The organism is Mesorhizobium sp. BR1-1-6 (genome assembly GCF_020165355.1).
Lineage (GTDB): Bacteria > Pseudomonadota > Alphaproteobacteria > Rhizobiales > Rhizobiaceae > Mesorhizobium.
Window position 1 is genome coordinate 246734 of the sequence record NZ_JAIUHZ010000001.1, and the last position, 22874, is coordinate 269607.

At 61.1% G+C, this 22874-nt stretch carries 14 protein-coding genes and 1 pseudogene; 9 read left to right on the top strand and 6 right to left on the bottom strand.

What is annotated here, in order from left to right; translation table 11 throughout:
* Positions 1-199: 199 nt before the first annotated feature.
* The 4 genes from LB545_RS01285 to LB545_RS01300 all read right to left on the bottom strand — a co-directional run bounded on the left by LB545_RS01285 (position 200) and on the right by LB545_RS01300 (position 3357).
* Positions 200-862, bottom strand: a complete 663-nt coding sequence (locus LB545_RS01285; RefSeq protein ID WP_224704261.1) for a hypothetical protein — start codon at positions 860-862, stop codon at positions 200-202.
* On the bottom strand, positions 859-1812 hold the full coding sequence (locus tag LB545_RS01290; RefSeq protein ID WP_224704263.1) for an MvdC/MvdD family ATP grasp protein: 954 nt from the start codon (positions 1810-1812) through the stop codon (positions 859-861). Before LB545_RS01290 ends, LB545_RS01285 begins: the two co-directional genes overlap by 4 nt.
* Positions 1813-1824: 12 nt before the next feature.
* The gene (locus tag LB545_RS01295) at positions 1825-2190 is read right to left on the bottom strand and encodes a hypothetical protein (RefSeq protein ID WP_224704265.1); all 366 of its coding nucleotides are present in this window, start codon (positions 2188-2190) and stop codon (positions 1825-1827) included.
* A 288-nt stretch (positions 2191-2478) separates the two neighbouring features.
* Positions 2479-3357, bottom strand: a complete 879-nt coding sequence (locus LB545_RS01300; protein WP_263493561.1) for a DUF3800 domain-containing protein — start codon at positions 3355-3357, stop codon at positions 2479-2481.
* A gap of 610 nt (positions 3358-3967) precedes the next feature.
* On the opposite strand from LB545_RS01300, the gene LB545_RS01305 reads away from it, so the two are divergent.
* Positions 3968-4876 (top strand): tyrosine-type recombinase/integrase, encoded by a 909-nt coding sequence (locus LB545_RS01305; protein ID WP_224704267.1) that lies wholly within the window; start codon positions 3968-3970, stop codon positions 4874-4876.
* Between the two features lie 2 nt (positions 4877-4878).
* Positions 4879-6071: pseudogene (locus tag LB545_RS01310) on the top strand (IS91 family transposase).
* A gap of 618 nt (positions 6072-6689) precedes the next feature.
* Here LB545_RS01310 and LB545_RS01315 read toward each other — a convergent pair.
* Together LB545_RS01315 and LB545_RS01320 are read right to left on the bottom strand one after the other, a co-directional pair.
* Positions 6690-7544 carry a hypothetical protein gene (locus LB545_RS01315; protein WP_224704269.1) on the bottom strand — a complete coding sequence of 285 codons (855 nt, stop codon included), beginning with the start codon at positions 7542-7544 and terminating at the stop codon, positions 6690-6692.
* A 134-nt stretch (positions 7545-7678) separates the two neighbouring features.
* Positions 7679-8308: a hypothetical protein gene (locus LB545_RS01320; RefSeq protein ID WP_224704271.1), complete on the bottom strand. Its 630-nt coding sequence runs from the start codon at positions 8306-8308 to the stop codon at positions 7679-7681.
* Between the two features lie 227 nt (positions 8309-8535).
* Here LB545_RS01320 and LB545_RS01325 point away from each other — a divergent pair, with 227 nt between their 5' ends.
* From LB545_RS01325 to LB545_RS01355, 7 genes are all read left to right on the top strand, one after another.
* A complete protein-coding gene (locus LB545_RS01325) occupies positions 8536-9036 on the top strand; it encodes a hypothetical protein (protein ID WP_224704273.1) in 501 nt (166 codons plus the stop codon).
* Positions 9037-9435: 399 nt separating this feature from the next.
* On the top strand, positions 9436-9906 hold the full coding sequence (locus LB545_RS01330) for a hypothetical protein (protein WP_224704275.1): 471 nt from the start codon (positions 9436-9438) through the stop codon (positions 9904-9906).
* A 749-nt stretch (positions 9907-10655) separates the two neighbouring features.
* On the top strand, positions 10656-11237 hold the full coding sequence (locus tag LB545_RS01335; protein ID WP_224704277.1) for a hypothetical protein: 582 nt from the start codon (positions 10656-10658) through the stop codon (positions 11235-11237).
* 120 nt (positions 11238-11357) lie between these two features.
* On the top strand, positions 11358-11789 hold the full coding sequence (locus tag LB545_RS01340; RefSeq protein ID WP_224704279.1) for a hypothetical protein: 432 nt from the start codon (positions 11358-11360) through the stop codon (positions 11787-11789).
* Between the two features lie 387 nt (positions 11790-12176).
* Complete coding sequence (locus LB545_RS01345; RefSeq protein WP_224704282.1) at positions 12177-15170, top strand: hypothetical protein; 2994 nt, start codon at positions 12177-12179, stop codon at positions 15168-15170.
* Positions 15136-20634: a DEAD/DEAH box helicase gene (locus LB545_RS01350; protein ID WP_224704283.1), complete on the top strand. Its 5499-nt coding sequence runs from the start codon at positions 15136-15138 to the stop codon at positions 20632-20634. Before LB545_RS01345 ends, LB545_RS01350 begins: the two co-directional genes overlap by 35 nt.
* The gene (locus LB545_RS01355) at positions 20631-22595 is read left to right on the top strand and encodes a DNA/RNA helicase (protein ID WP_224704284.1); all 1965 of its coding nucleotides are present in this window, start codon (positions 20631-20633) and stop codon (positions 22593-22595) included. The genes LB545_RS01350 and LB545_RS01355 overlap by 4 nt, the downstream gene beginning before the upstream one ends.
* The last annotated feature ends 279 nt before the right edge of the window (positions 22596-22874 follow it).

The following is a 22874-nucleotide window of genomic DNA, read 5'->3' on the forward strand; positions in this document are numbered from 1 at the left end:
GTCACTTCCACTACGATTGTACCGCTACCGGGTTCTCGTCTCCCCGCCCCACCCGCAGTCCGCCTGACGAAGGAAGCAAGGTACCAAGCGGAGACTGCGAAGCCTACAATCATCGATCATCGGGTCCCAACCACGGTGGCTTGCCCGAGCGAAGGATTCGTACACTGCATACCGATCAGGTCAGGAATGTTCCGGATATCTATCCGCCGAAAGTCTTCCAGGCTTCGGAGCCGAGCGCTGCGGCTCCCTCAAGGCTGGCAGCCGCCGATTTCCAGAGAACGATTACCATGAGGAGCAGCGAGAACGTCAAGAAGGTTCGGATGAGGAAGAGGTGCGCCATCCGGATGCGAGTGATCTTGGCGTTGACCTCATCGCGATTCGTCCGGACGGCGCAGAGCATCTCCTTCACCAGATGCTGCTCCGGATCAGGGGACGCTGCCGCCTGGAGCAGCTCACTGACATCGACGCGGCTGTAGACCGAAACCTTCAGGGTCCGAAATGACCACACGCCGCACGCCAGCAGGTAGGCCATGCCGAGAACGAAGATGGCCAGAGTGATAGTGCCGAACGCGTCCCTGGGAGAGCTCGGAACCTGTTGAAAGAAGTCGGTCACGAGCGAGCCGAGGATCGGTACCATCGCTGCTATGACGGCAAGATAAAGAGATGCCTTGGTTTCGGCGCCTTGCTTTCGTTCGTTCTCGGCGGCCGTCAGCTGCCTTGCATGCTCCATGGCTTCGGGTAGTTTCCAGATCGTCGACCGGATCGCCACGAGCTCGCCGCCACGATCTTCCTTCGCCTGCTCGTCCGCGGAGCGGGTGATTGGATCGAGAACCGGCCAGAAAAACTCCCTGACGCGTTTCATCTGCGGCCGATCCTTTCTAATTCGTCGACTATCGCCGAGGATATCGGCGCGCCAGTGCGGTTCTCAATCCAAGCCCATTGACCGTTCGGGTTGCATTCTAGGAACCAGTGTCGCCCTTCAGCATCGAGAATGAGATCGATGGCACCGAACCTGAGGTCGAGCTGCTGCACGATGCGCACACACAATCCCTCGATATCCGGTGGAAGCTCGACGAGCATGTGAGCCAGGCCGGGGACGGAACCCCTGCGCCAGTCCGTGACTGTTTCACTCGTCGACTGGGAATCGATCGCAACCGCGAACACCCGCTCGCCTACGACAGTCACCCGAAGATCCCGTCGCTTGGCAATCTCCGTCTGATAGATGGCCGGCACAGCGCCGATGCCCTGTCTGTCAGGCTCGGCGATTTCGGGCAGGCGCGTAGTGTAGATCACCTGCTCCGCACCGAACGGGCTCACCAACGCCTGCCTCAGCGGCTTGCCTACGACCGTCTTTCCCATAGTGAATCGGCGGACTTCGGCGAACGAGTTCGAGACAAGCGTCTGAGGGACGGCGAACCCAAGCGACTTGGCCAGCCGCAGCTGACGGGGCTTGTCCTCCGCCATTAGGATCGCGCTCGGATGGCTAAACCACCGGTCGCTGAGGTAGAGATAGACTGACTTCAGCGCCGACAGCCATTCGTTGGTGCGATACTCGCGATAGCCGTCCTCCAGCGATGAGGTGGACGAGGGGATTTCGGGACGACGGAAATAGGCCGATCTGACATCGGAAAGCCTGACCTCGCTGCCTCCGAGACGTAGGTCGAAGCTGTCGTCCTGCAAACAGAATACCAGTTCGGAGGTGGCTAGGGCCTCGGTGTTGAGCCTAAAGAAAGACCGACCGCGCCGCTTCAGCTCTTGGACGATGTAGTCGCTTGTAATGTCTCGCTGGTTGGTGACGATGAGGCAATCCATCGAGGCACCCGGTTACCAGAGCCCGTGACCTCGAGGATCCGTGTCATCGCTTTCGAGCTGCGCGTGCGTCTTCGTCGTCAGTTCGAGGATCGAGCCGGCCAACATGGCCCGATCATCGCCTTCATCCCGCTTCTCGTTTGTTTTCGTGGTGAGTTCGACAAGGAGGATATTGGTATCGTCAGTCTCCTGATCGACCCTTGTCTTCGTCAGGAGTTCGGCCAGATCGGCGTGATGTGCGATCAATGGCACCCGACCTTCCGGGCCGGCGACGGTCCAAAGACTCGCCGCGTTGTCATAGCCACCAGGCAGAGTCTCTCCTGCCGACCTCGTGACAGCGAAGCGAGCGAGGAACGGTGCCTCGCTTGTTGATCCGTTCATGGTCTCAATTCTCGACATCGGAGGGTCTACTCTGGTCCGCCTAGCAGAAGGATTGAATAGACGAGCTACCGAGTCCTTACAACGGCTTCAACAACATTACATGTGGACGCCATGAGCCACCGCCCAGCTTCGATAAACATCGGATCATGCGATCGAGTACGTACTCGCCAGGAATTCAACCTCTCCAAAAGCAGGCGCCCACATCGATCGGACCGACAGACTCGGGAAGGTCTCCGCTATCCCGCGTTCAAGCTCAGTCGCGAGATCATGCAAAACAGCCGGCTGCATTCACTTGGGCGGTCGTGGCGCGAGGCCCTTTGCGACCCTATCGGCGGCAAGCCAGTCCTCGTAGTTCTCTCGCACCAACTCGCCCGGCGTCGTCCTACGCATCGGCAGATTCAGTATGTTGAGTCCCGCCGCGGCGCGCAAGATTAGCTCGTCGGCCCTGATGAGCACTTCCCCCGAGCACCTCTTGACCGCGATCCATTGCGACCGTGTGATGATGAAGGCAGCGAAGTCGGCCAGCTGTATCCCTGGGACATCGGTAGATCTGCGGAAGTACGCCGTCGGCCCGTCGATCACGTCCGACCAGTTCGGCAACTTGCGCTTGCCGCCTGCGGACATGAGCCCCTCGTCTACGTAGAGCGGGAGAGGAAGTTCGAAGTCCTGGGGGCCATTGTCCTTCATGGTCCGGATGTGCTTCGAAACCTTCGAGCAAAGCAGTAGGAGCCCAAAGTGGGAAATGTCCTCCAGGTTCCAGCCGTCGACCCGCTTGCCCCCAAGGGACCGCCAAAAATCCGGATGATCCCGCAGTGTAAAGTCGCTGACGGTCTGGTGCACGACGGGAAGGCTGAGCCGATCCATCAGATCTGCCATGATGCTGATCATCTCCGCGCGCCTGTGGGGGGTGACCAACTTCCAAGGCCCCTCGCCGCTGTAGATATTGGTGAAGTGCAACTCCTCGACGCCGAACTCGTCACGCACGCCCGCCAGGACGATGTTCATGGCGGTCTGCACGATGCCGGCGATCGCCGAGGGCACGATGACGGCGGTCCAGGATTTGCGCGAGGAGGGCAGGAATTCCGACCCGGAATCGACACCAGGGTTTCCGGAATCGTCGACATAGATGGCTCCCGTCAAAACGCGCCCCCTGCAAACCGAGAGCATTAGCCGATATCTCGACGGACGGCTCAGTCCCGTGCTGCCATCCATACACATTCACGGGGGTGGTTACGAGCGAGATGAACCGACGGCCTGAGAGTTCAGTACAATCCTGCCATCTGAGATCCCCCAACTGAGCCCGCCTCCGATTCGCCTCGTGCACCTCTGTGATTAGGTCAACAGATCTCGTCTGCGACTGCGCACGCACGCCAGGCGTTGCGGTTCACGATGCTTCCTCTGTCGACGAGCCTTGCCGCGCTTTGAGTGCTGACTGGCTCGGCGTTACAAGGCCGCGCCGATTGGTGACACGCGCAACCCAAAAAGCAGCTCTCCGAGGGGGCCGTTAGGGAAACTCCATGGATTCGCCTGTAGGCTATTCCTTCACGACCACAAGGATTTGCGCGATCGAATCCCTGAACCCCCTCGATAGCATCGCGTTCGCAGACGGGAAACTACCCAGCCGAAGTGGTCTCGAAAAAGGGGCCGGGGAACGAACCCGCTGCGCGGGATGGGCGCGTGGGGTGAGGTAGAGATCAAGCACCGATCGTCGCGCTCGCATTGAGGGTGGTTCGGCAGCGGCAGAGCATCACGGGCTTCTTCAACAAGGAGCCTGACCATGCCCTATCCTGTTCTCGATGCCCCTATCAGTCCACTTCGTCAGCGGCTGATCGACGACATGAACATGCGGCGTTTCTCCCGGGAGACGCAGCGCAACTATCTCCGCGACATCGGACGCCTGGCGACGTTCCTCGGGCGTTCACCAGACACGGCGACCACCGACGACCTGCGCCGGTTCCAGATCGAGCAGCAGGACGACGGTGTTCCCGTGCTGACGATGAACAGCATCGTGTCGGCGCTGCGCTTCTTCTTCACGCATACGGTCGATCGGCCCGATCTGGCGCGCAAGCTCGTTCGTCTGGCGCACCCGCGCAAGCTGCCGGTGGTCCTCAGCCGCGACGAGGTTGCCCGGCTGCTCAACGCCACCACCTGCCTCAAGCACCAGGCCGCATTGTCTGTCGCCTATGGCGCCGGCCTGCGCGTCGCCGAGGTGTCGATGCTGAAGGTCGCCGACGTCGACAGCGAGCGCATGCTGCTGCGCGTCGAGCGTGGCAAGGGCGGGCGCTATCGCAACGCCATGCTGTCGCAAGACCTGCTCTTGTTGCTGCGCCAGTGGTGGAAGGTCGGACGCCAGCAGGGCCTGATGCATCGCGACGGCTGGCTGCTTCCTGGGCAGCATGCGATGAAGCCCATCAGCACCCGCCAGCTCTATCGCGTGGTCGTCGAGGCAGCGCAGGCGGCCGACATCGCCAAGCGGGTCGGGCCGCACACGCTGCGTCACAGCTTCGCCACCCACCTGCTGGAGGACGGCACCGACATCCGGATCATCCAGGTCCTGCTCGGGCACGCCAAGCTAAACAGCACCGCCTTCTACACCAAGGTTGCAACCCGCACGGTGCGCACCGTCACGAGCCCGCTCGACAAGCTTGGCCTGTTCAAGCCGGAAGAGATCTCACCCGACGGCTGAGCGTGCGCGCCTCGGTCGAGGTTGCCGACATCTTCCGCACTGCCGGGCCCGCCTTCCGGGCCGCCCATGCAGGGCATTTGACACTGCAGCAGCTCAAGGTCATGTCGGCGATCGAGCACTGCCGCACCGCGGCCCTTGGCGGTCACGTCGAGGCCTGCGAGGACTGCGGCCAATGGCGGATCGCCTACAACTCCTGCCGCAACCGGCACTGTCCCAGGTGCCAGGGTGCGGCCGCGCGGACATGGCTCGCCGAGCGCGAAGCCGACCTGCTGCCGGTCGGCTACTTCCATGTCGTGTTCACGCTGGCCGCCGAGGTCGCCGCCATCGCCTTCCACAACAAGGCGCTGGTCTATGACCTGCTGTTCAAGGCGGCATCGGAGACGATGCTGACGATCGCGGCGGATCCGAAGCATCTCGGCGCGCGCATCGGCATCACCGCAGTGCTCCATACCTGGGGCTCGGCGATGACACACCATCCGCACGTGCACATGATCGTGCCGGGCGGCGGCATCGCGCCGGACGGCAGCCGGTGGATATCGTCGCGTCTGGCCTTCCTGCTTCCGGTCCGGGTACTGGGCAAGCTGTTCCGCCGCCTATTCCTCTCCCGGTTGATCGCGCTGCACGACGCTGGCCGGCTCGCCTTCTTCGGCGCAATTGCCCATCTCGCGGAACGGCGGGCATTCCTGCGCCACCTGTCGCCGGTCCGGAAGAAGCGCTGGGTGGTCTACGCCAAGGCGCCCTTCGCCGGCCCGGAAGCGGTGCTCGCCTACCTGTCGCGCTACACCCATCGGTCGCGATCTCGAACAGCCGCCTCATCCGCCTCGACGAGAGCGGCGTCACCTTCCGCTACAAGGACTATCGTCGCCCTGGCGCCGACCGGCAGCAGCTCATGACGCTCACGACCGACGAGTTCATCCGCCGCTTCCTGCTCCACGTATTGCCAAAGGGATTCCACCGCATCCGGCACTATGGCCTGCTTGCCGGCTCCGCTCGCAAGGCCGGCCTCGCGCTTGCTCGCGAACTGCTGAACGTCGCTGCGCCGCCCGAGACCGACACCTCGGAAGAGCCGGCTGATGTCCATCCGTCCTGCCCCTGCTGCGGCGGACGCATGATCGTCATCGAGACCTTCGAACGGTGGAGACAGCCGCGCGGACCGCCACACGGTTCCCCGTCGACCGGGAGCAGCACGCCATGACCCGGCATGGAATGGTTCAGCCTTCGGCTGCAGGCACTCTGCCTCCGGCAACGGATCGACGCACGTCCATGGTGATTATCGTCTCCGACAGAGCCGCGCCCAGCCGCCCACCGTCCCGACAACACCGTACGCAGGCGCAACGAAGCGGTCTGTCCGCATTCACCCCAGAGCTTCCCGACACCGGTCGCGCCATCGCCGACATCTGCAAAAATCCGAAATCCCCATAGCCATCGCCTGTAGCCCGCGGGTTCCTTCCTCGGGGACTTTCGTACGCCTGCCGGCGCCCGAAACTCTTCACGGAAGCGGAAGGTCGGCTTTCGGATAATTGCACCAGAAAGCCGACTTCGCATCCGGGTTTAGTGTCGATCGGTTGCCCAACGAGCGGCGCTTGCGAGAAGTAAGTCTTCGGCCCTTATTATCCGACCAGTTCGTAAGAGGACCTGTGGAAGCACAGAGCCCCCAGGGAAAACGAGCGCAAGCTCGATCTATCGACTGTCAATAGTCGGGATGGAGCATCTGGCGAATTGGTACAGGCAACCTGACAAGGCTCCAGCCATAAACGACGCCTACAAATCCCGTTGCCAACTACATGGAAAATTTCGACGCTCAGGCCGAATTTCAACCGGTCTTTCGAGAAGCAGCAGCCAAGTAGCGCATGCGCGACATCGCCTTGGTCAAACGATTGCCAATGGTATTCTCGTGGCAGCCGAGCAGCGCCGCAAGCTGGGGGTATTGCAACTGCGTGATCGGCAGGTTCGTGGCAGGATGCAAGCCCGCATCCGGGTGGCGAATCTGACGAACGATCTGCGCGACCCGTGCACGGTTGACAAAGCCGGCGCGCCTCAGCCGCTCACGAAGGCCATCCGCGCGTGTGAATGTAAGATCTTCGTGCAAGCCGTTTACACTCTCAACGAGAAACCGGTCCTCCGGAGTGAGGGCACTCAGAAACGGCATTAATTCCTTCCACAAATCGTCGTGCTTAAGTGCGTGAGATCCCTGATACTCGTCGGGGGTCACTGACGCTGCCTGACCAACACAGCGGTCAACTTCGCCCTCACCATTTTCAAGTGGCACAAGGCGATTGGCGTTGCGAGGAAGGAAGCGATTTTTGATTTCAGCGCGAAGCCAATAGACAAGGCTCACCGGCTCGGGCCGTTTCAGAGGATTGGCTCTCCGCAAGACGCCTTCGTAGGCTATCGGCATGCCGTGGCTGCCGCGAAAAAGAATCTTGTCGGCTGGCAAAGGTTGGCCAAAAACGCCGAGGATTCCATAGTAGGCGTCGATAATAACCTTGTCCGCAATCTCTGCGTCCCGGTCACCCACGAGTGGTCGAATGGATTTCTGCAAGTCCAATCTATCGCGCATTGCAAGGCGCACATGACCTTCCGTCGCCTCAATCAAGTCGGCTGCACGCCGCCCCTTGATGAGTTCCGCCAGATGAATGTCGTCGGCACTGGGTTCACGTCGGAGCATCTGATGCCCTTTCGCCTAAACTCTAGTTTATTTGCCAAGGTCCCAAACAGTCGGGCCATGAGATGTTGCGCTCGCTACTGATGCTTGGCCCAAGACGGTTATTACTACAAAGGCAAATGCGGCTACAAAACTCTTCATTTTGCTATTTCCTCTTCATACTTGCTGAGTCCATCTCCAAACAAGTTCTCGAATTCGTCGGACCCTCTAATCCTAGCATAGTCGGCGTCTTCAAGAAGGTAAGACCACAACTCATCATTGCGCCACCAGTCGGAGCAACTGCCCTTCAATGCTTGAACGGCCGATCGCACCTTGAAGCGATCCTGCTCGGTCGACTTCCATTCAGCGACTGAAATAAGCATAAGGTAGGGCACAAACCAGTCTGGTTTGAGGCTTTTCGCTTTTTCAATCGCCAATTCGGCTTCGCCATAGCGTCGGAGAGCCATCAAGGCGTGCCCTTGGTTGATCAGCGCCTTGGCCTGATCGAAGCATGCGGCTGCCTCGGCACGCCTAAACACCGCTAGCGCTTCCTCAGGTCGACCAAGGCCAAGCCGCAAGTGTCCCAAGCCATTAAGCGCTACAGGATCATGCGCCAGAGCTTCGGCCGGCTGGCGTTCCAGCAATTCAGTCGCGTCGCCAAATCGACCCGAATCGCGGAGGGTCGCGACTTCATCGAGCACGCTTTCACCAATCCGGCCGGCACGAGGAAGGGTTCGCCGATTAGCCTGCCAAGCCAGTGCACGGATTCTGTGCTCCAAAGACTGCATCAGAGCTACTCCTCTCGATTCCCTTCGTCTGCCTATAAGGCATCGAGTCACGCGCCAGCCACAATCTCGTCATGGCCACAGGCGGGCATCAATAAAAATTCCCTATACGAATCAAGCTATTATGAAGTTAAAAAATTCTTCGTTGTTGGATCGCGGCGAGTTCGATCGGCGTTGGATGCCTTATCGACTGTAGGAGTCGGGCAGGCCGAAGCCAACGGGAGAGAAATATGACCGCCAAATCGATTGCAGTTGCCGCGTGTGTGATCTCCACTGCTCTGTTCGCTGCTAGCCTTGAGCCAGCGCACGCAGACTGGTGGAGCAAGCACATCGCCCCCGTCGGCAGGGGGATCAACAAAACATTCAACTCCATTGTGAAGAACCCGGTGGAGGCTCTTCCCGTCTGTTGGGGGCACCCCCAGGATTGCCGACCCGAAAACATGCCGGGAGACGCCAAGACCACGTCCGTCAAGACCTCGGACAGCGCGACCTCGATCTGCATGCAGCCCGACGGGCAGGGCGGCGCCATTGCTTGGTTCTATCCTCTCCGTCCCGCGCAGTATCAGCAGAACGGCCCCGTCATAGTGACCAATCTGCAGCAGTGCCAGGAGCACACGATCTCCGGTCCCGTCATGCCCGCCAGTGTGCTCACCATTGCCCCGACAGGCTGGACAGAGACCGTTTTCCCCAATGGGACGAAATTTTGGATGCTGAGCGGGCGCATTCTCTGACCAGCCACGAACCCTGGCCTGCGCACGGCGCGGCCAGGGTAGACAGCCCTCTTCTAACCTCGAAATCATCAGGAGAACACGATGCGCTATTTCATGCTCGCCGTCGGCCTCATGGTCGGGCTCCCTATCATTCCGGCCTCGGCTCAGAACTATACCGACAGTCCCCCGGCTCATGGGCAGTACATTTCGCCCTGTCCAAACGGCAACAGCTGCAACACCGTGAATGTTGACTCGCTTGGCGGCAAACCGGGGCTGAACCCGGTGCCCGGCGGCTACCCCGGCGTCCCGTCCAGCGCCGCTCCCCTCCCGCCTCCTTCGCAGACTGACCGTCCCTGAAACCCCAGGCCCTGCCGTGTGATCGCGGCAGGGCCCTGTCCGATCCAATCTTGGAGTCTTGTTATGTCCCGCGCACTTGTGTTGAAACACGATACCCCGCCGTGGCTCAAGGTGCTGCTTGAAGCCTCAAGCCTTTCCGGCGAGGGGGCATGGGAGGGAAGCTTCAAAGGGCATACCCACGGGGGCGAGCCGTTCGATTTTCGGCTCCGCATGTGTCTGCGCATTGGGGCAGACGTCATCGAGGGTGACGGCAAGGGCATTGACTTTCCCCGTCAAGATAAGGAGTCCCGGACCTTCGCTCTGACGGGATCAGTCTTTGCGAGAGCTGTCGAAGCCCAACTCCATTTCGACGCGGCCTACCTTCGGCGCACCGCGCTGTTGTGCGACGGCGAGTTTTCGCTCAACCGTCGGAAGATTGCCGGCACCTGGCAGCTACCCTGCTTCACTGGTTGCGGATGCAAGATTGCTGCGTCCGGCGTCTACGAGCTGCGGACCACTTTCCGTACGAATAATATCGAACCGTCGGAATCCTAGCGGGCTATGGCGTGGCTGGTTGACCAAGAGGGTGCTCGTGAGAGCTTGCGATCGGCGGATGTCGTCGTGGGGTCCAATGCCGTCTAGTATCGAATACAGTGAAGAATTTCAGCGTTACTACGCATACCGTCACTATGCTGTGGCGCTTGTGCATCGACGCGCCAGGGTCCGGATGAATAGTCTGGGACTTATTGCACGGCCTAGACGTTGATGCGGCCCAGCCTGCGGCGTCTTTGGCGTAAACAGGTAGCTTCTTGGTAGCTATCCAGCTCGTGTCGCGTTAGATACCTAGTGGGCCGCGCACGGCCTTCTGTCCACGACCGTTTGCGAGCAAAGTTTCGTAGATTGCGGGCGTCGTCAGTTTCGTGGTTTCGGTCTCCCTCGTTGTTCTGAAGCACGCGAGAGACTTGGCGAGCCGCCAGAGCGGAAGGTCATCGAGGCAACACGGGTTCGCCTCTGGCGGACGTGGCGCGGGCAGGACCGTCACCGCATGAACTGACGACATCCGTCAGAATGCATGATCCGGCAGCCTTCGGCACGCGAACGGACCGGCAGCCTTTGGGATGAGGTTTTGAGAAGCTGCCGCTCCGCCAACGATTCTATACAAATTGCCTCCGCCTCCGAGGTCGTAGCGTACCACTGGGAGCTGTTGATTCGTCCCGCAGCATCATATTTTTATCGATAGTGGGCTCACATACTATAGAAGCTGAGGAAACTTCCTTTCGTGAGGGGGGCAAGCGAAGGGTATCATGGACACTGAGAATTTGCTCATCGTGGGTGCCGGCTTCTCCTTTAATGCTGGCCTTCCACTCGCTAGTGCGTTCACCTCTTCGCTATTGAACCTATCAAGGTTGACGATCGACGGCCCCAGCAACGCATTAGTGCGGTTCGTCGACGGTTTCGTTGCTAAGACCTTCGCCGAAGGAAGAAGCGCCGCGCCGCGGGATTGGCCGGAGCTCGAGGACCTCTTCACATTGGTCGACCTTTCAGCGAATACCGGTCATCACCTCGGCGAATATTCGGCATCAGATCTCCGGCTGGTACGCCGGGCTATGATCGTCCGCATGATCCGGATGCTCTCGCAGGCCTACTACAGTAGGCAACGAAACCCTGACGGGAACTGGCAATTGCTTGAGGAACTGTTGAGCGGGTTTGATACGGAACGCACGGCGGTTCTCAGCATGAACTGGGATACGGTCATCGAATCCGGTTTGGCCAGAGCGCAGGACATCCACAACGTCGAGTACGGCTGCGAGGCAATCCGCGCCGACTTCGATGGGGCGGGCGGGCTTCGTCGACGCCGAAGCCAGGGAATTGGGCCGTCCGTCTGACGAAACCTCATGGTTCCGTAAACTGGCTACTGCGATTCCTGCAGGAAGGTGTACTGGGTGCCCCCCTCCAGCGCTACCAAAGTGGCCGATACGCTTTTTCGGAGGCAGGACTGGGATGCGGTGAAGCGTATCACCCGTCTCACCCAGTCGCACAGCATCAGGAATCCGGCCTGTCCGCATTGCCGTGTCAAATCCCTCGGCACGAGGTTTGCGACGTTCAGCTACCGGAAGGCACTGGATTTTCCGATGCACTCGGCCAGCTGGCGCGCTGCCGAGAACCACTTGCGGGACTCGATCAACTGGGTCTTTTTTGGATATTCCATGCCCAATGCCGATTTCGAGTTCAAGTACCTGCTAAAGCGTGTGCAACTCGCCGAGCCGATCCGCCCGCGCATCACTGTCATCACTGGTGGGGATGGCGCCGATGATACAGAGCTGCGATTCACACGGTTTTTTGGGGACGTGGCGGGGGAGCGGCGCTTCTTCAAGCAAGGTCTCACAAACGAAGTGCTTGACCACCTGCGATCGATCGGCGTCATGCGCGATCTGTGATCGCTCGATTTGGCTTTATGACATCCCTACCTCTTTCCTTCGAAGCTGACCGTTCAGCGTTGCCGGCGCACAGCTTTTACTATTCTGGGGCCGATTCCGGTCAGGCAGCTTTCAACAACCGCCCGTGAGACAGGAGACGTTTAGGTCGGCTGGTGTGTTGTCTAGGTCTGACCCAAACCCGACGATCGCGGAAACCCAGCAAGGCACTTTCAAACAATCCTGCTCAAGCGTATTCCTAGAGCCTTTACTAGCGATCGACCAAGTCTGCGAGGCAAATTACGTCGGCTGAATACAATAGCGGCGGGATCGCTTTGCAAATCTTAAGGATCGGGATCCTATAAGTTACCATCAGCTGTCACGGCGAATTTGCATGGGGGGAGAACGGCTGTGGCGATCTCATACAAGGATTGCAACTCTGCGCTTAACAAGGTGTTTTTTGATGGCCGGCACGCCGGACAACCGGTGTACCTCACGCTCGACAACGACATGCGCGACGAGGTGGGACGGCAACTTGGCTTGGAACCTGACCTCGTAGAGGCGGCCATTTGCCGCCGCGTCGGCGAATGGCTCGAAACGCGTGGGAATCCATACGATACGATAGTTGGCGCAATGGAACTCTGGAGGCGAGCCGGGATGAAATCCCAGCCGTACTTCACCGCGGTGTTGTTTTGCCTGTCCCACGCGGCCACGATCATGGCGGCGGAGGGGGAGTTCGCGGCCAACAACTACTATTTTCGCCTTTCGCAAGTGACGGGCATCGAGAGGCAGCGGCTGTCGCAACATGGCAATGCGACCGACATGCTGTGGGGCGCGCTTAGGGACTGGCTCGTGCTCAACAACTTTGGCCTCGGAAAGCCTACCGCGGTCGCCACCACGACGTGGAAATATGTCGGGAAGGCGATCTCGCAAGCCGTCGTCAGGGCCAGCGATCGCGAATTGTTCCATGACCTCTTCGAGCGATACGGCTTTTCCGGTAGCGAAAATATCTCGCTGAAAGAGATGGAGTTCTACCTGTCGCATTGGATCGTTGGTAGTAGGGCCAACTTGCGGCTCAGGAATGCATGGGCAAGGATAGAGCTGAGGGAACGCGTCGTCGAGGCCGCCCTAGCGGAACTTTGCAAGTGGAGCAGCGGTGACGCGAGGACGACCACCGGCTCGCTGGCCTCGGCCGGAAGCACGCGCCTCTCGCTGCTCGCGAATTTCGTGCAAAGGTTCCCGAGGCAGGTGCTGGAGCTCCACCTCGGGCGAATGGCAAGCGACGATTCCGCCGGGCCGTTCGAGATGGAGGGAGAAGGCCACAAGTTCTTCATGGCGAGTGATCGCTTCGGAAGCTATTCGACGCTCTCGCCCTCTCCGCTCGGGCGAGGGATCGGATCTCGCTGCCATCTTGCCGGTGCCTTGCCGGGCTTGCGATCCCTGGATTGGCAGCCACGATTGGTAATCCCGTTGGTCAGCTCCTCGCAGGAGAACCTGTGGGCCGAGGTCGCGAAGGTTTCGTTCGGCGTGCCCCACGTCGTGCTCGTTCGCGATGCACATGGACTGCCGGGCAGGGTCGAGTCCTACTTGGCGACCGCAGCGATGAAGATGCCCGAGAAGGCGTCGCCCTCGGAACTCCCCGGCCTTCCCCCGGGCTGGATACTTTACAAGGATGTCAAGGTCCGGCAGCCCGACAAGGTTCCCGGCGACGATCTGGAGTGCCTCGTGCCATGGTCGAACGATGGCGTGCTCTCGATTGGCGGGGGCATGCAGCTCCTGCCTGGTTTCTACCACACCTCGAAGCCCATTTCCGTGGATTTCCTGTCGAGCGCGGGACCGACGCGGGTGGAGGCATGGACAAACGGCGCGACCCCAAGCGTGCTGGCGCAGGTCGAGGCCTTCGGGAATGACTGCGCCCTCCCGCTGGACGGCTCGCAACTTCGATACCCGGATGGAATCATCCTCAAGGCGTCCCAGGATGGACGTGAGAAGGCTTCCGCCGAGGTGTACTTCAGGGATGCCGACTCGCCGCGGCCGCTCAATCGTGAAGACAGGGGGCGCCTAGCGTACCAGTCCGTCATTTCCGCCACGCCGGCCCGGGGTGGCCTGGGCAGGGCGACGGTCAGCGGGATGGAGCCTAGCGAGACGATTGAGCCGCAAGCGACGTTATCGATAGACGGGTCCAGCACCTTGCCGGAGGGCAGGTTCGAAGAGGAGCAGCAACCGGTCCCTGGCGCTGCCCCGGTGCGACAAGCCTCTTCGGAGACCTGCATCGAACGAGGCTACCACTACTGGATCTGCCAGACGCTCCCGCCCGGGCGACCCCGGAATACCCCCCTCGAGCAGCGTTGCAAGGGATGCGGGACGATGATCGTCATGCTCCATCGGGGAATGCCCGAGGCGTCCGGCTCCCTCCCGGCGTTGCCGATCCCGATCAGTAGGATCGGCCAGCCCGAGCCCTCGCGGACCGATCCCATGGATGCCGACGGGTTCCTCGATGCGCTTTGCTTCCTCGGGAGCGGCAGCTGGGGCAGGTTCCAAGCACTCGCCGGGCTTGGTAGCGATCCATCGTCGACGTCGTCCCGGCAGGTTGCGCATGACTTGTCCTTGCTGGGCTTCCTCGACGTCGAGCTTGTCCCTGGTTCCAACGCCATAAAGTCATGGTGCGTACCGAAGGCGTCGGTCAACTTTATCGACGACGGCAAGGCGTTCCTGTCGGGCTTTCGATCGCCGAGTCTCGTCGATGCCCTCATGGAAGCGACGGAGCGACATGGCGGGCGAGCCTACCAGGAAGAGCTGACAGGTCGTCCTCGAGCTATTTGGATGGTCGACATCGACGCCTCCTCGGCAAGATCGGCGTTCTCCGGAGTTGCCGACCCGCTGGGACGCGACGTCGCCATCCTCGAACGCCCCGGCGAGGCGCTGGCAGCGGCTCTCGAACGGCTGGAAAGCGTGTTTTCGAGCCTTCGACCTGTCTCGATAGGCAGGTCCCGAAGCCTGCAAGTCTTCGATGCCCGGAGGGCTCGCTGGACGGATACGGGCCTTGCATCCCGAGGCGGCGCCTACCGCTGGAATGACGGCCACCAAGCATATGCCTACGTGGCGCCGGGCGGTTCCGCATGGGCCGGGCCTTACCAGGCCGTCAAGGTGCTGGCCGCGCGCGACGAGGGTATCTTCCTTTGGCAGTACGACAATGCGCAGGAAATCTTCCGCGCTACCCTTGGATGCGATCCGCCAGGTCTCCTGGGTAGGGCATTGGTGGCATCCTCGGGGCACCTGCCGACGATCGGGCGGGGCACGGTTTCTTACTCGAACATCAGTCCTATTGTTGCATCCAGCGTGCTGGCCGCGCTGTCCACGGAGAAATTTGATGAAGGCAATCATCGACGAGGCCAATCCGGTTAGCGTCATCGACTACATTCGCGATGCCTACCTGCGCTACTATGACAGTGCCTTCTGGATGCGCGACCAAGCGGTCATGGAAGAGCGACGCGGAATCCTGCTTGCCGACGGGGTTATGGCGAGGGAACCGCTTCTCGAAGCCGTGCCACAATATCCGTCGACCGACCCGATCGTCGAGGCGTGCGCCAAGGCCGGGCTCGATCCATTCGTTGGCAGGCACCTTGCCAAGGTCATCTTCGGTGCAAGCGATGTAAGGCTCAGGAAGCACCAGGCCCAGTCTCTAGTCACAGCGATCGCTGGCGACGTCGATGGACACCGCAACGTCGTCGTCACTTCCGGGACCGGTTCAGGAAAAACCGAGAGCTTCCTGTTGCCGTTGATCGCATCGATCATGCAGGAACGCGCCGGCGGGGTTGGGAGCGGCGAGATCCATCGTTGGTGGAAGTCCGACTTCACCAAGGACACAAAGCAATGGAGCCATTCCCGGTCTGGGCTCGACGGGACGGTCAAGCCCGCCGTCAGGGCGCTCGTCCTTTACCCCACCAACGCACTCGTCGAGGACCAGATCTCCCGTCTTCGCCGGGCCGCCAGCCGCGCGCTCCACCTGTTCGAGAAGCCCTTGTTCTATTTCGGGCGCTACACTGGCGCGACGCTAGGCGGCACCTTCATCCCGCCATCCCCGCTTGGCTCGACCCATCGCACGAGGATCAACGAGATCGGAAGGGAGGTCGTCAAGATCGAATCTGAAGTTGCCGCGATCCGCGCCCAGATGGCGGCGCGCGGCAGCAAGGAGCGAGACATCATCGACACCTGCAGCCAGTTCCAGGACCCGTCCATCGGCGAGATGTTGACACGTTGGGACATGGTCGCCGCCCCGCCCGACATCCTGATCACGAACACTAGCATGATGAACATCATGCTCATGCGCGCCGAGGAGGCGCCAATCTTCGACCAGACGCGGGACTGGTTGCGATCGGACGCACGAAACACCTTCACCCTGGTCGTCGACGAGCTCCACTCATACCGTGGGACGCAGGGGACCGAGGTCGCGCTCGTCGTGCGCAACATGCTCGATCGCCTGGGGCTTGGCCCGGCCTCCAGCCAGCTCCGGTGCATCGCCACCAGCGCCTCGCTCGACGGGGATTCAGGGAGGGAATACCTGGAACAGTTCTTCGGTGTCGACCGCCGGACATTCTCGATCTTCGCGGGCGAGCCCAGGACGTTCTCCGTCGGGTTGCCAGTCGACAGACAACTTCTCTCGGCCCTGGGGCCTTCCTTGCTGGCGGGCGGCGAACGAGCAGTGGCGGCACAGCAGGAAATATCAAGGTCGTTCTCGCCGCGCGAGGCAATTGCGACCGCATGCGCCACTGCAGGCCGGTCCCTGGCCACGGATCCAATGACCGGCCAGCAACGGGATGTCGTTCGACCGTCGCCGTTGCCCGAATTGTCCGCGGCGCTCTTCGGGGACGAGGGAGCCCGCGACGAGTTGACCGCCTTGTTGGTCGCGGCGAAGCTCGAGAAAAGCGAGTCCAACGAAATGCCCAGGCCGACATTTCGTTCGCACATGTTCCTCCGGCAGGTCCAAGGCATGTGGGCCTGCACCAACCCGGAATGCACTGAAATCGAGGAGCGCTTCAAGTCCCCGCGGCGGAGGTTCGGAAGGTTGTTCAGGTCGCCGGCAATGAAGTGCGGCTGTGGCGGCCAAGTCCTCGAGCTGCTCTATTGCTATGATTGCGGGGAGGCATTCCTCGGCGGATATGTCGTTCCGACCACCGATCCGCTGCTGGCAAGCTTCACCTTCCTCGAAGCGACCCCAGCTGGAGAAGGAAATGGCAAGGCCAGCCAGGTTAACGAGCGCACGATCGAGGAATATCGCTGGTACTGGCCGGGGGGCGAGCTGCCGAGGAAACCATCGTGGGAACACACGTCCCCATCCGGGAAGGCCGTCCGGATGCAGTTCCAAAGAGGCACCTTCAATCATTTCTCGGGACTCCTCAACAATGACACCAGTCCCGGTACTGGGCTGATCTTCTTCCCGCCCGCGTCCGGCCTCGGTCCTGGCGAAACCATCGCGGCTTTGCCAGAAGCATGCCCATGTTGCCTTTCCAACAGGAAGGCCATTAACGCGATGCAGGAAAATCGGCGTGCCTTCTTCACTGGCGTGGTCAAGAGCCCGGTGCGGGGCTTGAGGACGGGCTTGAACGTTACTACCCAGCTGGTGGCCGACCGGTCGATGTTCGCCACCGGAGATGGCAGCCTGTCGGAGAAGATGATCGCTTTCACCGACAGCAGGGACGACGCGGCGGACCTTGCCGCCGGAATCGAGCTCAATCACTACCGAGACCTCGTCCGGCAGCTCGTGCATTCGAGCCTCGCGCCGAAGGCGATCCCCACGAGCACGGAACTGGTCGCCCATGTTGGGACTGATCCGTCGGATGACCCATCATTGCAAGCAATCATCGACGTTGCCGAGCAACACTCCCCGGGCATCTTCACCGCCGTCAAGCTCTACAAGTTCGGCGTCGCCGACAAGGAGCAGAAGGCCTTGATCGCTAGCCACGACGCACGGATATCGAACCCGCGCGTCGGTTGGCCAACCTTGCTCGAGGTCATGGCAAGTAGGCTTGTGGCGCTCGGCCAGAACCCCGCAGGGCCGCGGGCCAGTCGGGCGACCGATAGTGGCGAAGATAACGGGACCCCTTGGTGGAAGTTCTTCAAGCCGCCGGTCCCTGGTGAGTGGGAGCCGGCAGCGCCGGACGTGGCCCAAGCCCGCCGTCGTGACTACATGGAATATTTCGCCGGCGAGGTTGCAGTTTCCTTGTTCGACAGGGCCGGGCGAGATTTGGAATCCATGGCGACTGCCTCGATCGAGGTGGAGGGAAGCCATGGGGGCCGGCTCGGCATGGACGAGGGCATCGCGAACGGTGTGCTTGCGAACATCGTGCGCATCCTCGGGCACGCGCGATACCTGGCAGGCGAGAAGTCCAGGGGAACGACGTCGATCCCGAACAACGCCAAGAGCTATATCGAGAAAGTTGCGCGGCTTTCCAACAGGGATCCAAGCGAGCTGGGCACGGCGATTTCCGACTATCTCCAGCAGAAGGGCGTCATCAATGCCAATTGGCTGTTGCAGGTAACCAATCACTCGACGCTCCCGATCGCGCTGGTCCCGCGCGGGGAGCGCCAGCTCTTTCGCTGCGATACGTGCTCGCGGTGCACCATGTTGCTTCCGGTGAAGGCATGCACGACGCCCCACTGCAGCTCGACCAGCTTCTCCGTGGTCGAGAATCCAGGCCAGGACTACTACAGCTGGGTGTCGCGCGAACCAGTGCACCGGCTTGCCGCCGCCGAGCTCACCGGACAGACCAAGCCAATGTCGAAGCAGCGCAGTAGGCAGCGACTTTTCAAGGGAACCGCATTCCTCGATGGCGAGTCGCCCCTCGTCCAGGGGATCGACGCGCTTTCCGTCACGACCACGATGGAGGTCGGCGTCGACATCGGCTCGCTAAAGTTGGTGATGATGGCCAACATGCCTCCCCAACGCTTCAACTACCAGCAGCGTGTTGGCCGTGCTGGTCGATCGGGGCAGGCATTCTCCTATGCCGTAACGATATCGCGCGGGGCGGCCCATGATGATTTCTACTTCAACAACCCCGAGCGCATGACCGGTGACCTGCCGCCGCAGCCAAAGCTGGATCTCTCCCGCCCCGAGATCGTTCGACGAGTAGTCGCCTCCGAATGCCTGCGCCGTGCATTCAAGAGTCTCGACCCGGGACCGGCCCGGAACGTCGACAGCATCCATGGCACGTTTGGACGAAAGGCAGAGTGGAGCCCCGTTTATCGCGGCCCGGTCGGCGCTTGGCTGTCGACGTCCCCGGAGGTCGACGAGGTCGTCCACCGATTGCTTTCCCATGCGCCGATCGAGGATCGAGCGCCGGAGCTTGCTCGATATGTACGAGCGGAGTTGGTGCCGGCGATCGACGGGGCCGTCGGCAATACACGCTTCATCCAAGACGAGCTCAGCCATCTCCTGGCTGTCGCCGGGATCCTGCCGATGTTTGGCTTCCCCACCCAAGTTCGCAGCCTGTTCTATGACAAGTACAAGCCATCGAACCTGGAGGAGGTCGTGATCAGCGACCGCCCGCTCGACCATGCGGTTTGGGCCTTTTGCCCCGGCTCGGAGATTCCCAAGGACAAGCAGCTCAACACCGCGATCGGCTTTGTGCTCAGGAAGGATGGGCCAAACGGCGTCCAGAACGAGCCACAGCCGCTCGGTCGCCCGACGGCCTATACGCGCTGCGAGGATGTCACCTGCAGCACCATCGCGGCGGGTGGACATGATCAATGCGCGACTTGCGGCGGGACGTCGGTGCCCTTTCCCCTGTACCAGCCGAAGGGCTTCCTGGCCGCCTACCGCAGGCGTGACTACGACGGCGAGCGGCAGCGTGGCCCTACATTGCCGCCGCCGGTGCGCGCGTTCGAGCAGGAGTTTGGCAACGAAGGCTGCGGGCCGATGAAGATCGCATTCCGGCCGGGGCCAGTGGCCGTCGTGAACGACAACAGGGGGCGGCTGTTCGAGTTCTTCCAGGAACCCTACGAGCGCGTCTCGGTGAAGGATCCAACCCTCTACCGGGACGATTCAATCTGGGGAGCAACCAATACCTCCCCATACCTGGACAGGGGGGCGATTGGCGCGGTCTTCACGACCGAGGTACTGAGCTTCTTCATCGAGGGAGTGACCGAAATAGGCCGCCTGGGGGTGCTGGACACGCGCAACCAGCCAGCCGCGCGGGCGGCGCTTGCGTCCTTCGCGGAGCTGGTCAAGCTTTCGCTTGCTACAGCGCTCGACGTCGACCCCTCTGAATTCAGGGTGGGCCGCCAGGCTTTGCGGAAGGGTGACTGCGAAACGGAGCAGGTATTCCTGGCCGACGCGCTCGAGAACGGCGCGGGCTACGCACGCTGGGCGTCGGATCCCGTGAACCTGGAGCGGGCCATCAGGGACTACCATGGCGTCGTGTCGCGGAAATGGCAGGCCGGGGTCCACGCCAATGATTGCGATCGGTCCTGCCCGGACTGCCTGCGAAACTACGGCAACCGTTTTAGCCACGGGATCTTGGATTGGCGCCTTGCCCTCGACATCGCGGATCTCGTCCTTGGCGAGCGACTTACACTAGGACGTTGGATTGAGGATGCCGAACTGAAATCCGTCAGGGCCTTCGCCAGGTTCTGCGCCGACGCTGGCATGGACGTGCAACAAGGCTATGCGGGCGGCCTTTCCTATGTACGTCGAGGAGGCAAGGCGCTCGTGCTGGGCCATCCCCTTTGGCACGTCGATCCAGGATACCTGCAGCCCACGCAAATACAGGCTCGTGACGAGCTGAGGCTTGCCGGGATCGAGGCCGAGTTCGTCGATGCGCGGGACTTCTCGACGCGAATGGCAAACTACTACCTGAGGCTCCAGTCGTGATCGAGGTCATTGGGGAACCAGGAAGTTCAGAGTACCAGGCCGCGATCCTTGTCCGCGATGCCCTGGCAAGGGCGTGGCGGGGGATCGATACCTCCCCGCCCGAGGAGGAACACGTCAAGATCGCTTCCAGCGTCAAGCTCTCCGGGCAAAAGGTCAGCGATGTCGACGTGGTAGTGGCAGGACTCTTTCGGACAAGGCGGTACATCGTCCCGAGGTCGAACGCCAAGGATATGGATGGCAACTCGATTGTCGGCACCAAGGTGCGTGTAAAATCGTTCATCGTCGCGGTCGAGGTAAAGGACCACTCTTCGGGGGCGATGCGCATCGAGGCCGGAGCCGTGAAGGTCAAGTATCCGGACGGATGGAAAAGCGCAACCGACCAGAATGATGCCCAGCGGCATTCCCTCGTGGGGCACTTTCGAGACACGACAGGCTCCAACCCCTGGGTCTATCGGTGCCTTACTCTCTTGGGCATTCCCGAGCTGCCTCGCACTCGGGGCATCCCGCAACCACCCGCCGGTGCGGTGCCGTCTAACTTTGATGCGCTGCAATTCCTGATGGCGGCGGCATCCGTGCTGGGCATCCGGAAAAGTGGTGGCGAGCACACGATCAGTTCCGGCAGCGAAGAGCTAATGGAGAAAGTGCTTACTGACGGCCTGTTCCAAGAATTGAGGCCGTCGAACCTCGATCGGAAGCGAATGGATCGCATCGGGTCGCGCCCACAATTGGCTCGTGAATTGGCAAGTTTGCTCGGAAGCAATCGTGTCCACCTGCGCGGCCATGGAGGGACCGGCAAGACCATCCTCCTGTTGCAGGCCGCCTACGAGGCTTTCGTCGAGCGGGGTACCCGATCATTGGTACTAACCTACAACACCGCACTTGCGGCAGACATCCAGAGGACGATTGCCCTAATGGGCATCCCAAGCGACGGCGATGCAGGCGGCATCACCGTCCGGACCGTGATGTCCTTCATGTATTCCTGGCTGGCCCATCTCGGCTTCGGGAAGGACGGCGAAATCGACCTACGCAACTACGAGCACGATTGCGGAGAGGCAAACGAGTATTTCGCGAACGGCGCGGTCGGACAGCAGGAGGTAGACGCGATAAAGAAAGCCCATCCATCCGAGTTCGGCTTCGACGCAATCCTCGTGGACGAAGCGCAGGACTGGCCCCAGCCCGAGGCCGACCTTCTCGCAAGGCTCTACGGTGGCAATGCTATTGCTCTGGCCGACGGGTTCTCGCAGTTGGTGCGGGGGAAAGCGACGGACTGGCGGTCTTCCGTCATCGGGGAGCCCAAGGACGGCGAACGGAGCTTGAGGGACGGGCTTAGAATGAAGGCGAGCCTTGCCAAGTTCGCGAACGCGCTCGCCGACGAGGTGGGCCTGCAGTGGAAGGTCACGCCAAGTGTCGAGGCGCCAGGAGGTAGGATCATCGTCCGGATCGGCAGATACTCCGAGATGGAAGCGCTGCAGCGCGACGTCCTCGCCTCGGCTATCAAAGCTGGGAACATGCCAATCGATCTACTGCACTGCGTACCCCCATCCGAGGTGAGGGCGAGTGGCGACCAGCGAAGCAGCGCGCTGGCCGGGGCCTTCCGGCAAAACGGCTGGACGGCATGGGATGCCGTTGACGAGGCTACCCGGCGGACCTTTCCCCGGTCGGGCGACGCGTTTCGGATTGTGCAATATGAGTCCTGCAGGGGGTTGGAGGGATGGATTACAGTCCTGGACGGCCTGGATGAATCCTGGGAGTTGGCTCGCAAAGGCATGGCGGGCGGCCTGTCGAACGGACAGCCTCAAATCGAGGCAGCGGAAGCCGCGGCATGGCTTTGGATCATGATCCCGCTCACCCGGCCGATCGATACAGTCATCATAACCTTACGAAACCCCGGTAGCCGCTTAGGACAAGTGATCGAAGGCATTGCGCGGCGATTGCCGGATATCGTTGATTTCGAGCGATAGAGCTTGAATTGCCTTATATGCCACTCGCGACCGAGCGTAGTTTTGGCGACCATGCCCGGATGAAAGGTGGACTGGTCTAGCAGTGGTAGGCAAAGGGAATCGAGCAGCGCGGGTGGTGATCTTCGTCGAATCGTTACGTCCCATCTTTGCGGTCCGGCAGCCTTGGCCCGATAGCGGACCTCGACGCGTCAGCGAGGCTGGCGGGATCTGGCGCTGGTGATCTCGTCCTTCATCGCCTGAAAGCGCATTTTGAAGTAAAGCGACATTGCAGTATCGGGT